Annotated in this window: 12 protein-coding genes and 1 tRNA gene; 8 read left to right on the top strand and 5 right to left on the bottom strand. The window is 36.0% G+C overall.

Going from position 1 to position 12,855, the window contains the following annotated elements:
- Nucleotides 1-172: 172 nt before the first annotated feature.
- The 3 genes from DNK85_RS04960 to DNK85_RS12395 all read left to right on the top strand — a co-directional run bounded on the left by DNK85_RS04960 (nucleotide 173) and on the right by DNK85_RS12395 (nucleotide 3,321).
- Nucleotides 173-1,267 carry a hypothetical protein gene (locus tag DNK85_RS04960; protein WP_119328465.1) on the top strand — a complete coding sequence of 365 codons (1,095 nt, stop codon included), beginning with the start codon at nucleotides 173-175 and terminating at the stop codon, nucleotides 1,265-1,267.
- A gap of 161 nt (nucleotides 1,268-1,428) precedes the next feature.
- Nucleotides 1,429-2,739, top strand: coding sequence for a sensor histidine kinase (locus DNK85_RS04955; RefSeq protein WP_119328464.1), 1,311 nt, complete (start codon nucleotides 1,429-1,431; stop codon nucleotides 2,737-2,739).
- A gap of 315 nt (nucleotides 2,740-3,054) precedes the next feature.
- Nucleotides 3,055-3,321 carry a helix-turn-helix domain-containing protein gene (locus DNK85_RS12395; protein WP_119328463.1) on the top strand — a complete coding sequence of 89 codons (267 nt, stop codon included), beginning with the start codon at nucleotides 3,055-3,057 and terminating at the stop codon, nucleotides 3,319-3,321.
- A 242-nt stretch (nucleotides 3,322-3,563) separates the two neighbouring features.
- Here the strand turns inward: DNK85_RS12395 and DNK85_RS04945 are convergent, their stop codons facing one another.
- Nucleotides 3,564-4,556 carry an NADP-dependent oxidoreductase gene (locus DNK85_RS04945; protein ID WP_119328462.1) on the bottom strand — a complete coding sequence of 331 codons (993 nt, stop codon included), beginning with the start codon at nucleotides 4,554-4,556 and terminating at the stop codon, nucleotides 3,564-3,566.
- A 187-nt stretch (nucleotides 4,557-4,743) separates the two neighbouring features.
- Between DNK85_RS04945 and queG the strand changes: the two genes are divergently transcribed.
- Both queG and rpiA read left to right on the top strand, forming a co-directional pair.
- A complete protein-coding gene (gene queG, locus DNK85_RS04940; RefSeq protein WP_119328461.1) occupies nucleotides 4,744-5,832 on the top strand; it encodes a tRNA epoxyqueuosine(34) reductase QueG in 1,089 nt (362 codons plus the stop codon).
- Nucleotides 5,833-6,227: 395 nt separating this feature from the next.
- On the top strand, nucleotides 6,228-6,905 hold the full coding sequence (rpiA, locus tag DNK85_RS04935; RefSeq protein WP_119328460.1) for a ribose-5-phosphate isomerase RpiA: 678 nt from the start codon (nucleotides 6,228-6,230) through the stop codon (nucleotides 6,903-6,905).
- A 226-nt stretch (nucleotides 6,906-7,131) separates the two neighbouring features.
- On the opposite strand, the gene DNK85_RS04930 is transcribed toward rpiA, so the two are convergent.
- The 3 genes from DNK85_RS04930 to DNK85_RS04920 form a co-directional block, all read right to left on the bottom strand.
- A tRNA-Pro gene (locus DNK85_RS04930) sits at nucleotides 7,132-7,208 on the bottom strand.
- Between the two features lie 77 nt (nucleotides 7,209-7,285).
- Nucleotides 7,286-7,492 (bottom strand): cold-shock protein, encoded by a 207-nt coding sequence (locus tag DNK85_RS04925; protein WP_119328459.1) that lies wholly within the window; start codon nucleotides 7,490-7,492, stop codon nucleotides 7,286-7,288.
- Between the two features lie 188 nt (nucleotides 7,493-7,680).
- A complete protein-coding gene (locus DNK85_RS04920) occupies nucleotides 7,681-8,343 on the bottom strand; it encodes a thiamine diphosphokinase (protein WP_119328458.1) in 663 nt (220 codons plus the stop codon).
- Nucleotides 8,344-8,721: 378 nt separating this feature from the next.
- Here DNK85_RS04920 and xerC point away from each other — a divergent pair, with 378 nt between their 5' ends.
- The 3 genes from xerC (at nucleotide 8,722) to DNK85_RS04900 (ending at nucleotide 10,741) form a co-directional block, all read left to right on the top strand.
- On the top strand, nucleotides 8,722-9,603 hold the full coding sequence (gene xerC, locus DNK85_RS04910; RefSeq protein ID WP_119328457.1) for a tyrosine recombinase XerC: 882 nt from the start codon (nucleotides 8,722-8,724) through the stop codon (nucleotides 9,601-9,603).
- Between the two features lie 12 nt (nucleotides 9,604-9,615).
- Nucleotides 9,616-10,365: a class I SAM-dependent methyltransferase gene (locus DNK85_RS04905; RefSeq protein ID WP_119328456.1), complete on the top strand. Its 750-nt coding sequence runs from the start codon at nucleotides 9,616-9,618 to the stop codon at nucleotides 10,363-10,365.
- A 163-nt stretch (nucleotides 10,366-10,528) separates the two neighbouring features.
- Entirely contained in the window at nucleotides 10,529-10,741 is a 213-nt protein-coding gene (locus DNK85_RS04900) for a DUF6356 family protein (protein WP_119328455.1), read from the top strand.
- Nucleotides 10,742-10,746: 5 nt separating this feature from the next.
- Here DNK85_RS04900 and DNK85_RS04895 read toward each other — a convergent pair whose 3' ends face one another.
- Nucleotides 10,747-12,729: a BCCT family transporter gene (locus tag DNK85_RS04895; RefSeq protein ID WP_119328454.1), complete on the bottom strand. Its 1,983-nt coding sequence runs from the start codon at nucleotides 12,727-12,729 to the stop codon at nucleotides 10,747-10,749.
- Between the last annotated feature and the right edge of the window lie 126 nt (nucleotides 12,730-12,855).

Below are 12,855 nucleotides of genomic sequence, written 5' to 3'. Positions count from 1 at the left end.
TAAAACTTAAGACAATCTGTCCGTTTTACTTTGACTCATGCAGTATTTTTCTTATTTCGCATCAAAAATAGTGTTGCAGAGCACAAAATGATTCATTTTATACCGCTTGTAAATAATTTTGCAGGCGGTATATCTCTGCAAAATCAACCCATTTAAAGACAAAGGAGATATAATGGACTTTAAGAAATTACCAACTGCCTTGACGACAATATCATTAGCAATAACAGGAGCAAATCTATCGTTTGCAAATCATACTGATCAAAATGATGACAAAATTAATAAAGATATTATCAGTCAATCGCTACAAAACTTCTCAACAGACAGCCTATCTGGTAACCCTGAGAGTATCCAACAGTTAAAGGCATTTTATAATGCAGCTAAAAGTCACTCCTATATCAAAACCATAACAACTGGCGTTTCATTTGCAGATCTATTAATCAAGGAATACCCAATTTATAAGAGTGACCACAATGTTTCTTTAGCAAGCAAACAAACCAAAATTGCCGCCACTGAAATATATAATGCACTGCAAAATGTTAGCAATATTCCTGTGATGGATCAACATTTACTTAACTACAAGAGCGCTTTTGACAAAGCATGGGAAGCACGTGTTGATTTCTGGCAAAATAACGATAGCAATGAGAAAGCACAAGACTTTAATCATTTTATCAACTACATGACAATCTATGGTTTATCAAATATTCAAAAACAAGGTCTAGATCGTGCTAAAGACACTTACGTCTTAATTAATGCAATGGCCTATCAATTGCAAATTGATGCCCAAGACGTCTACGCAAAAACCAAACAAGAAACGATTGACAATCTTTACAATATAACCCCTGAAACACTTAAGTCAAACATTCAATTATTGCGCCAAAATGCAACAATTTCAGGTGTCACTCAAGCAATTATTGATGTTAATAATGCTTTAGAATCGGCGTTACATATCAATACACCAGTTAAAGTTTTTGGTGTCACAATCTTTACTTTAAAACTACCGCAAAGTGTTATTGACTATGCGCATAAATCAGAAAAGCAAGCAGGACTCACTGATAGCTATCAAGCGTTGATGTTTATGATGAAGACTGATATATCAATAATATCTGATTATAATGCGATTGTTAAAGCAAGTGATAGCAATGTGTTTGCAAAAATGATGGTCTCATTTGCTCAAGCCCTTGCTCAGCATTTTGCCATACAACCTGAACAGGCTTATTGGGCAATTTTAAATCAAACGGCAATACAGCTAAACAAGCATATCGCATAAAATAAAAAAATTGCTGACTTGTTACAATGGGATATACTCATCGTCGTAAATCATTTTGCGATGTTTAATCTTGAAGAAGTTTTTGATGGGTATATAATCGGTACAGCTTATGCCTCAATAATCATGGATGATTTTATACAATAAACTACCAACTGAAGCTTATGACAAACTTTTACGACAATGTTAAGCAGTATCTTAGATTTTGGTTTTTCCCAGTTTTGTTTATTATTTTTGTCATTTTAAATTTGTTTTTTATTGTCCTTTCATACCAGCATTACCGGGATCATCAATATCATAAGACACTCTATTCATTAACAAATACAATATTTCAAGTGTATTCACACCAGCATGATACCTTGCAAAAATCTCACCAATCAACAACATATACTACACCAAACTATATTAATTACTCATTTACTAAAGCACCTATTTTTTTGCCAGTAATTGAATTGGATATGCCAACACAACATAGAAAAAATAGTCACCTATTGTATACTGACATAAGAAAACAGATCAAAAATGAGCTTGGTGCACTGCCATTTTTTTCCTCAAAACAAGTTTCTATTTGTTATGCAGATCTTAAGCAATGTGCAAATTTCACTATTGAGTTACCAAATCGTTATTATTTATATTTTCTGCTCCTACTCTTTGCCATATTTATGATTCTCGTTACTCCTTTGCATTTCCTCTATAAGCAAAAGTTAATTCAACCATTTTTGCAAATGCAAAAAGTTGCCGATAAGCTTAATATTAACCATGCTGCATCTGCCATAAAACCATTTAACCTAAAAAATCTAGCACAGTTAATGGAGCAGACCTGTCAGAAGCTTAAAGCACTTATGGACGAGAAAATATATACTATTAAAGCGATTGCACATGATCTAAAAACGCCACTAACAAAAGCCAAGCTCTATATGTATAATCAAATCCCCGAAGAACATCATAAAGAACTTACTAAATATTATGACGATATGGAGTATCTGCTTGGTCAAATTAGTACTTACACGAAAAAGTATTACCTAGATGAAAAACAACAAAAAATTGATTTAGTTGATTTCAGCGAATCTGTATGTCACGAATATCAATCCAATGGCTTTAATGTATTTTTTTCGACAGAATTAAAATCTGCCATTATCCAAACACAGCATAAAGCACTCAAACGTGTCATGCAAAACTTGATCGACAATGCGCTAAAGTATGCAGGTGACGTGATGGTTAAAGTCCAACAAGAAAACAATAAGCTTTGCTTACTGTTTATTGATAGAGGGCCAGGCGTTCCTAAAGAGCATCTTGCCAAACTTTGCGATCCATTTTACCGTGTAGATTGTGCCAGGGGTCACGACCTCTCAGGCTCAGGTTTGGGTTTAGCTATCGTCAAAGAAATTGTTACACATAACAAAGCAACTCTTTTCATCAACAACAACGACAACTCTACAGGGTTGATTGTTAAGATTATTTTTGGCGAATTGTGATCTCATCTGAGAAAGTAAAAAAAATGATTTTTTTAAAATAAAAGCTTGATAAATTCAAAATAAGGTTTTATCATTCAAGGTACTTCCGATTGGAAGATCAACAACTTTTTGAGTTGTTGTCCTTGCTGAGAGCAAAATCCATTTTCTGGGGAAGGTGGAGGTAACAGCTACGAACGTGTCGGGGCGGACTACGTCGTCAACAACTCGGCATTAATGATATCAACATTTTTTATGTGTTACAATATTTTTGTTGAATAAATTTTGTGTTTTTTATAGCATTCCCTAAAGCATAATCACTTGAGCACTCGCAAAATAATGGAATTATCTATAGGTCGCGATGATGATGAAATACGCAAACTGTATATCATTGGAAAGAACATAAGGTGCCTTATGCATAAGAAAGGTATCAACAGTGTGGAAATATCTCGTGCCTTATGCATGTCAACTGGGACCATAAGCAAGATTTGTAATGGAAAATGCAATCCCAGCATTCTAATATTAGGACCAATTGCAAACTACCTTGGTGTCAAAGTAGATGATCTACTATTTGATGCAAAGCACCAAAAAGGATTATTTGAATAAGCAACATGCCAGAGAATTATAGTTTTAATTGCAAGGTTAATAATCAAACTAGGTTAACCAGTTTCTTTACCACAGCCTGGTATCCTTTATGAATAGATTCACGCTAATATTCTTCATTTAACCATCTTAGAAGATATGAAGAACTGCCAACATGCATAAATTTTTTAGCACTATATGTTTCTAGATTTCTGGCACTTTATATTCAACTTCTATTTTATCTACCATTAGGCTTCTCTTTTGGCTTAAAGCTTCACAAGCATCTTGCCAAGATTCTCACCCCTAAAAAGATTAATAAATGCTTTTGATGCATTTTCAATTCCATAATAAATATGTGTTTCATATTTAATATCACCATTGTTAATCCATTGCTGCATGTCTTTATAGAACTCAGGTTTTACTTTGTCATAATCAGAAACAATAAAACCCTGCATGAGCAACCTTTTACTGATAATTTGGATAAGGTTATCTGGCCCAGGCACTGGTTTATCTAGGTTATACTGAGAAATCATACCACACACAACAATCCGACCATGTGTATTCATCTGATTAATCGCTGCCTCAAGATGATCGCCACCAACATTATCAAAATAAATATCAATACCATTAGGTGTAACTTCTTTCAAAGCAACATTCAAATCATTGTACTTTTTATAATTAAATGCTGCATCTACCTTTATTTCTTCTTTTAGCCACTTAACCTTTTCATCACTACCCGCACTGGCAATTACTTTGCAACCTTTTATTTTTGCTATCTGGCATACAAGAGAGCCAACAGCACCAGAAGCAGCAGATACAAAAACAGTTTCTCCCCATTTTGGTTGACCGATTTTTAAAAGGCCTGAATATGCCGTTAACCCTGGCATACCAAGTAAACCAAGATAATGCTCAGGTGATGATGTATCTGGCAATTTAACTAATTCACGATCTTTAGCAATAAATTGCTCACGCCATCCTTTCATACTGATAACAATATCACCTGGCATAAAATCTTTATGCTTAGATGCTTGGACAGTTCCTACTGCCGAACCTTCAAGTGCTTCATTCAATTTAAACGGTGGGATGTATGATTTTCGATTGATCATTCTACCACGCATATATGGATCAACAGACATCCAGTTGTTTTTAACTAGGACTTCACCCTCCTTTAATTCAGGTACTGTTATTTCAACAGTTTTAAAGCTTTCAGTTTTAGGCATACCTGTAACATAATCAGTAATATGAATTTCTTTTACCATGGAACAAATCCTTTTATATTTTTTGAATTTTCACAATAAGATAAAAAGAAAAGTAAAACAAATATTTATTGTAAAAGTTACAAATTTTTCTTCGCATACAGAGACTTGTAGTATATAGCTGTATTATTTATCATCATATTGCAGTACAATTAAAGCTACCAAATCTGTCTCTGATAGCCTAAAAACATTGAACTCAAACAGCGTAAACTTAGAACAGTGGAGTAGTATTAAACAATTTGCACTTAACACGCTAAGCATTTCTGATATTTCAGTCACTGACTGCCAACTTAATCAGTATATACCTAAGTATCAAAGCTGGATTGAACAAGGCTATCATGCTGATCTTGAGTATATGGTCAAACATGGCAGCAAACGATACACACCTCATGAGCTTGTTACTGGCACGAAAAGTATTATTGTTATACGTTTAAACTATTTACCTCAGGCTTATTGTTTTAAAGGCATTCGCCAAAAACTAGCAACTCCAAGCGTTGATGCCGCGATTTCTGTTTATGCACACGGTCGCGATTACCATAAGGTATTGCGTCAAAAGTTAAGTAAGCTAAGCAATTTTATTCAAAGTATTTTCCCAGAACATAGTGCACGTGTTTTTACTGATAGCGCACCAGTGCTAGAAAAGCCATTAGCTGAAAAAGCAGGCCTTGGCTGGATAGGCAAAAACAGTAATCTACTACATCCAATCGATGGCTCTTTTTTCTTTATTGGTTGCATTTACTCTAATCTTGATTTTAGTGCATTTGCACAGCCTCTAATAGCTGATCAATGTGGCAAATGCCAAGCGTGTATTAAAGCATGCCCTACCAATGCCATTGTTAATAATAAAGTGATTGATGCCAATAAGTGTATCTCTTATCTGACCATTGAAAACAAAGGAATGATTCCACTGCAATATCGCCAGGCCATTGGCAATCGCATCTACGGCTGTGATGACTGCCAACTCGTATGCCCAATTAATAAAGAAGCACCTATAACAACTGAGCCGGATTTTCTTGCTCGCTCGCACTTAAGTAATCAAAGTCTTATTAACTTAGCACAATGGTCAGAACAAGAGTTTCTTAAAAAAACCGAAGGCTCTGCTATTCGTCGCATTGGCTATCATGCTTGGCTTAGAAATATCTACGTTGCCCTTGGTAATGCGCCCTTTTCAACGGAAATCATCGCGCTCCTTGAAACAGCTAAACAAACGCATACAAACAATGTCTTACTCTTAGATCATATTAATTGGGGAATTGAGCAACAGATGGCAAAATTTTAGGTGGGTTTCAGGATATCCATATCCTATTAAAACTCATCCATGCTGGGGGGGCTATCCATTTCTACCTTCATCCATTAAGGTCGCCATCCATTGCATGTGTGACATTATGGACAAAATAATTATCAAAATATGTAGGATTTTAACTAAATCTTTGTGCGACATTTGCCATTTATATAAATTTAGCTTATATTTTGATCAATATAATTTATAAAGACTTGTTTCCACTCACATGATTATATGGATTTGTAGAGTTTTTTACTATCTCTCCTACTCCTAATCTAACACATATCAGCCCAATCTATAATCCTGCCTTATTTTTCACTGCTAACTGCCTTTGTAATCTCCCATAAATATGCCAAAATGAGCCATCTATTATTATTTGGATATCATAACGCATGTTTTTCAATAAAAAAACGGATCAAAATGACTTAAAAAAACTTGCTGCAAGTGCGGCAATTGAATATATCAAACCAGGAATGACCGTTGGTGTTGGTACAGGCTCAACGATTAACTTTTTTATTGATGAACTTGTAAAAATTAAATCCAAAGTTGAACTGACAGTTTCCAGCTCAGAAGAAAGCACAAAACGCCTTAAAGAACATGGCTTTGAAGTCGTTGATTTAAACTATCCAAATAAAGTGGATATTTACATCGACGGGGCTGATGAAGCAAATAAGCATCGCGAGCTGATCAAAGGGGGAGGTGCTGCACTAACACGTGAGAAAATTTGCCGTGTTGCTAGTGAGCAATTCATCTGTATTATTGATCAAACCAAGATGGTACCACAATTAGGACGCTTTCCTTTGCCTGTTGAGGTCATTCCTATGGCACGTAGTTATGTTGCCAAAGAGTTAATGAAACTAGGCGGTCAACCCATCTATCGCGAAGGCGTTATTACTGATAATGGCAATATTATTATTGATATTCATAACTTGATGATTGATAACCCACTAAAGCTTGAGCAGCAAATCAACCAAATAACCGGCGTAGTATGCAATGGCTTATTTGCCGTCAATCCCGCGGATATCTTACTGATCGCTAATGACAAAGAACAAATTGATATTATTGAATAAAGCAAAAATGTACTATGCGAATATTAGAAATTTAGAAAAGGCACCAGCACACCACTACGGTGAACTAATCAAATTTGACGAAAACACCCATCAATCAATTGCAAAAATCCGTATCAATATGTGAAGCGATGTCGCTAACAAAATCATTCCTAGGTTTTACCATACCACTGGCAAGTACCTAAAAAATGGCATGAAAGTTCTGCTTATGGTTTAGGAACGATATAAATGGTCGGGACGGCGGGATTTGAACCCACGACCTTTAGCACCCCATGCTAACGCGCTACCAGGCTGCGCTACGCCCCGAGCTTGCTCATATGATGAAAATCATTCTAGATAGTGAATGCACTACTTAAAGTTTAAAGTGCTAATGATGAAATAAATTATCCAGCAACTTGAACGTTAACTGCTTGTGGACCACGGCGTCCGTCTTCGATATCAAATGAAACGCGTTGATCATTTGCTAATGTTTGTAAACCATTTAATGCAGTGACATGAACGAAAAGATCTGAACCACCATTATCTGGTTTGATAAAGCCAAAGCCTTTTGTCTCATTAAAAAATTTTACGGCACCTGTTTGTTGCGACATATCCTATACTCTCTTACTATATTTTAAATTAAACTTTACTGACTCCATGTACTCTTATGCGCTTAGTGGATATATGTAGCATGACAAAGTCACTTACATATAAGAACAAAAATCACTCAAATACCAAAAAGTCGCACCCAGTATAGCAAGACTATGTAAAAAACAAATCATTTTCTGCACAATGCTAACTATTTTCTCTCTACCAAAAATCGATGATAAGAATTGTGTGATAAAAATAGCAAGCCATTGCCATGTACATAATCAATAAAGAGTTTATCCTTAAGTGCATAATTGCGAATGCCAAGCTCCTGACCAAAGCGCAAGGTGTATTTATCCAAATCAAAGGCAAAACCTCGCAACGTTAAGTCCACAAGTTCAAACAGTGGCACAATTGACACCATTTTTCCCTTTGCCTTGATTATATCCATCTCTTTATGCATTAGCTGCGAAATGCCATAGCGATCGATTGCTTTACATTGTAGTTGATGTTGATGTTTAAGCAGCGTTGATATATTTCCTAGATAATGATCCATCTCCTTGCCACCAAAGCCAAATAAGAACAACTTATAGTAACCATTTTGTTGAAGCCAACTTAAAGCCTTCTCAAAATCGGTAGAGTATTGATCTTCATCTAGCTGATATGAGATCTTTAACCGTTTGGCATGATCGATTGAATCACCATCACCAATAATCATCTGCACTTTGTTAACAAGATTTTTAGCATTTTGAATTTGATTAAATGCCCCATCGGCACAATAAATCGGTAAATTATCTAGATGCTCACATATATATGTCTTACAAAACTCAATATCTATCTCACCATTAATTAATAAAATTGCCTTTTTTGCCAACGTTTCCTCTTAACAAAATCAAGTGCTATTAGAACGCATTGTAGTACATGCTGTAGTGTGTTTGTTATAAAGTTTTTACCATTTTGATATTTTAATATATATTTATGGTTATGCTAAAAACGCAAAAAGCAATCTTACACCAAAAGAGCAAAACACTTTAAAGCTATACTCAAAATAGATACTGATAAAACTGTCGAATGATAACATAAAAAGATTGCTTCAAGAGCAAACTTTAATAGAGGGACACTATGAACAACAAAACATTAATCAAAGTCTTATATCATTCAGCTAAAAGCATGCATGATCTAAATATTATTAGCACAAAAGCAATGTGTAACTTTGACGAAGCTTGCTTACCTTAGTTGTAAGAACAATACTATGACACAAGAATTAAGTGACTTTTTACATCACCTGAAATTTGAGCGTAATTACTCAGATCTTACCATTGATGCCTATCAGCGTGATTTAAATCGATTTTACGCCTTTTTACACAACAAAGATAAAAAACTTGTAACAAGCACCCCACAAGATATCAAGCTCTGGCTTAAAACATTGCATAGCCAAGGCATCAGCCCTAAGTCTATCCAACGCAAATTAAGTGCCATTAAATCTTTTTTTCGCTATTTGTTAAACAATGAAATCATGACTGAGGATCCCTCTTATGCAATTAAAGCACCAAAAGCAGCGAAAAAACTCCCTAAAACACTCGACGTTGATCAAATACAACAGGTGCTCGACTACCAAAGCAATAATGCTTTAGAAATTCGTGATCTTGCCATGCTTGAGACTATCTATGCCAGTGGACTGCGTCTTAGTGAGTTAGCTCAATTGCGTTTTGAGCAAATCAACTTCTCACAAAAGACGATTCGTGTGTTGGGAAAAGGAAGTAAAGAACGCATGGTACCTATTGGCGACAAAGCTATCACAGCAATCAATAAATGGTTGAGCATTCGCCAACACCTAAATTGTTCCCATGACTATCTTTTTACGAGTTTAAAGGGAGACCCCATTCAAGCACGCAGCATTCAAAAACGCTTTGAGAAATTTGCGCTTGAACACGCACCTAAGCATATTCATCCGCATATGCTAAGACATGCTTTTGCTAGTCATTTGCTTGAGTCCTCAAGAGATCTCGTTGCAGTGCAAAATCTATTAGGACATAGTGATATTTCAACAACACAAATCTACACACACATTGATTTCCAACAACTGGCAAATGTTTACGATCAAACCCATCCACGCGCCAAACGAAAGAAATAAGACATATCATTTATGCAAACTGTATACTATTTGAAATCCAATAACAGCAATCAACTACTTGATTTAAGCATCCCCGAATCTATAAATCTTAAGATACTAAATACCTTACCTGAGCACTGTTTTTATCTCAAGCATGAAGAGAATCTATTAGTCCTAAAACATAGTAGTTCAATATTAACTCTTTGTGTCGACTTTAATAGCCATGAAATTCAGAATCGCATCAAACCAAATACAGCAAAACTTGACTTAATTAAAGCAGTTGAAGGCAAAAACAAAGCCATACTAAGTGTTCTAGATATGACCGCCGGTTTGGGGCAAGACAGTTTTTCATTAGCTGCGCGCGGGCATATTATCGACGCAATCGAGCAAAACATTTATGTTTTTTTGCTACTTCAAGATGGCTTACAACGTGCCAAAGAAGATCCAAATTTAACAACAATTGCCAATAGTATTAGGCTGTATTTTGCCAACTCAATTACCTTCAATCATAAGCAACACACACAAAAATATGATGTTATCTATCTCGATCCGATGTTCCCTGAACGCACCAAAAGTGCCAAGGTCAAAAAAAACATGCAGCTGTTACACGAGCTTGTAGGTATTGATGATAACAACAATCAACTACTCTTGAAACAAGCCAAAGCATTAAAGCCTAAGAAAATTATCGTTAAGCGCCCACGTTTAGGAAATTTTATCGACAATAATAAGCCAACAAGTCAAGTAATTGGTAAAAGTAGTCGATTTGATGTTTATGCTTATTAAGCACACTGATAAGATGGCTGATTTGGTAACCCACGGCTTACACCAACTATTGGTTTGAATCCTGTCAAAAAATATCACTTTGTTGAATTAGCACCGTAACATTTTGACAATCATAGCGCTCCTTGTTTAGCATACCTATCGGGAGATTTAAAAGGAGATTAAAATGAATTACTTGACGAAACATTTAAACGATATCAATGAAGGATATTTTCAGCACGCTAAAGAGGCTCTTTATTGTGGTATTTTAATGATTGCTGCCGGTGTTTTCTGCACGATACATGCTATCTTACCTTTCTTATTTGAGAAGACTGCAAGCAGTATTCTAAACAAACTACAGCAACGCTTCAAAAAACGTTTAAATTCAAAGTGTGACTAACCCAGTTATATAAGCGCCTTATCAGCATTTGACACATGAATATAATAAAGGTGCTTTTCATATTGTGTTAAAATGTCGGCAATCACCTGCTCTTCGGTATAGCCCATAATGTCATATTGTTGTCCACCATGCTCTAAAAATACTTCAGCACGATAATAGTGCTTCTCTTGCTCATCTGTGTTTTCTTTGCCATCGTCATTAGCATAGCTTGGCAAAGCAAAAGCGCGAATATGCACGCTATAGACAAAATCAATATCATCTGACTTTGGAATGAGTAGGCGCACTTTGTCCTCATTCATTGTAATTTGAACTTCTAATTCTTTTTTAATACGTGTCCCCACTTTTTCAATCGCAGGCTTTACCACCTGTTTCAAAAAGTCTAGTGCTTGCACACGATTGGGTAACATCAAAAGACCATCTAAGCGTTGCTGCCAACTTGAGTTTGCTGATGTGTACTGCACTGCAGTTGAGTGGGTTTGAATACTTGATAATCGCAAGTAATCCTCACGTAATGCTTTAACCAAAGCGATACACATGAGAAACAGTACAATTAAAAATGGAAAAGCACTGGCAATTGTTGCTGTTTGTAATGCTACCAAACCACCTGAGTAAAGCAAAGATATTGCCAAAAAACCTTCCAGTAATGACCAAAAGATGCGTTGCCATACAATGGACTTTTTGGCATTTGCCGTAGCAATAATATCAATTACCAATGAGCCTGAATCTGCTGAAGTTACAAAAAATGTTACCAGTAAAATCAAGGCGAGTATTGAAGTAATTGAAGACAATGGGAAATGCTGCAAAAACTCAAATAATGCTACCGGAATATTATGCTGCACAGCTTGCACCAATGCTATTGACTGGTCATGTAACACCAGATTAATCGCTGAGTTGCCAAAGACACTTAACCAAAGAAAGGTAAAACCTGTCGGAATAAATAATACACCAACCAAAAACTCACGAATGGTGCGCCCTTTTGACACCTTAGCAATAAACATCCCAACAAACGGTGACCATGCAATCCACCACCCCCAGTAGAATAAGGTATAGCCACTTAACCACCCTTGCTTATTCTCATAGGCATAGAGATTGAAGGTTTTATTGACAATGCTACTTAAGTAACTTCCTGTGTTTTGCACAAAGGCTTGCAATAAAGAGGTAAAACCACCCAAAAACAATACAAACAATAATAACAGCACGGCAATGATAATATTAAAGTTACTTAATAGCTTAATACCCTTTTCTAGTCCTAACGCGACTGACGTTGTTGCAATTAACGTAATGATAATAATCAATATAGTTTGCGCAGGTACATTGACTGGGACATTAAATAAAAAATGTAAACCTGCATTGACCTGTGTCGCCCCCAGCCCCAGAGAAGTCGCAATACCAAACATCGTACCTAGGATTGCAAATACATCAACGATATGCCCTATAACACCGTGAATTCTCTTGCCAATAAGTGGATAAAGCACCGATCGTGGTAGTAATGGCAATTTATGGCGATATGAAAAATATGCCAAAGCCAAACCTACTATTGCATAAACTGACCATGCCTGTAAGCCCCAATGAAAGAAGGTCACATTCATCGCATCTTTTGCAGCAAGAATACTATTACTTGCACTAACATCTGGCGGTGACAAAAAATGCTGTAGTGGTTCGGCAACGCTAAAAAACATCAAACCAATCCCCATGCCAGCAGCAAAAAGCATCGCAAACCAAGAAATACTAGTATGCTCAGGTAGACTATGATCTGGACCTAACTTGATATCCCCCAATCGGCTGACCATCAGGAAAATACATAAACAGACAAAGATAGCCATACCTAGAATATAGAGCCATCCAGTTTCTAATGTTAACCAACTTTGGATACTTGCAAAAAATAACTTAGCATGCTCTGGCCACAAGACGCCAATTAATGCAAATAGTACAATCAAAATAATCGATGGATAAAATACCGGTGCATAGGCGCCTTTTTGCCTATTCATAAACTCCTCCTATATTAATTTTCAATCTCCTCTATATTAATCCTTTTTTACCCTAACATATTTGGCTCTAGCTTTCAAAAGAGTGTCAAAAACAAACAAATAGCAACCACCAGACAACCACCTCAT

Origin of the sequence: Cysteiniphilum halobium, from assembly GCF_003574425.1 — a bacterium.
Taxonomy (GTDB): domain Bacteria; phylum Pseudomonadota; class Gammaproteobacteria; order Francisellales; family Francisellaceae; genus Caedibacter; species Caedibacter halobius.
The sequence above is the reverse complement of the archived record's forward strand: the minus strand, read 5'-3'. Positions and strand labels throughout refer to the sequence as shown.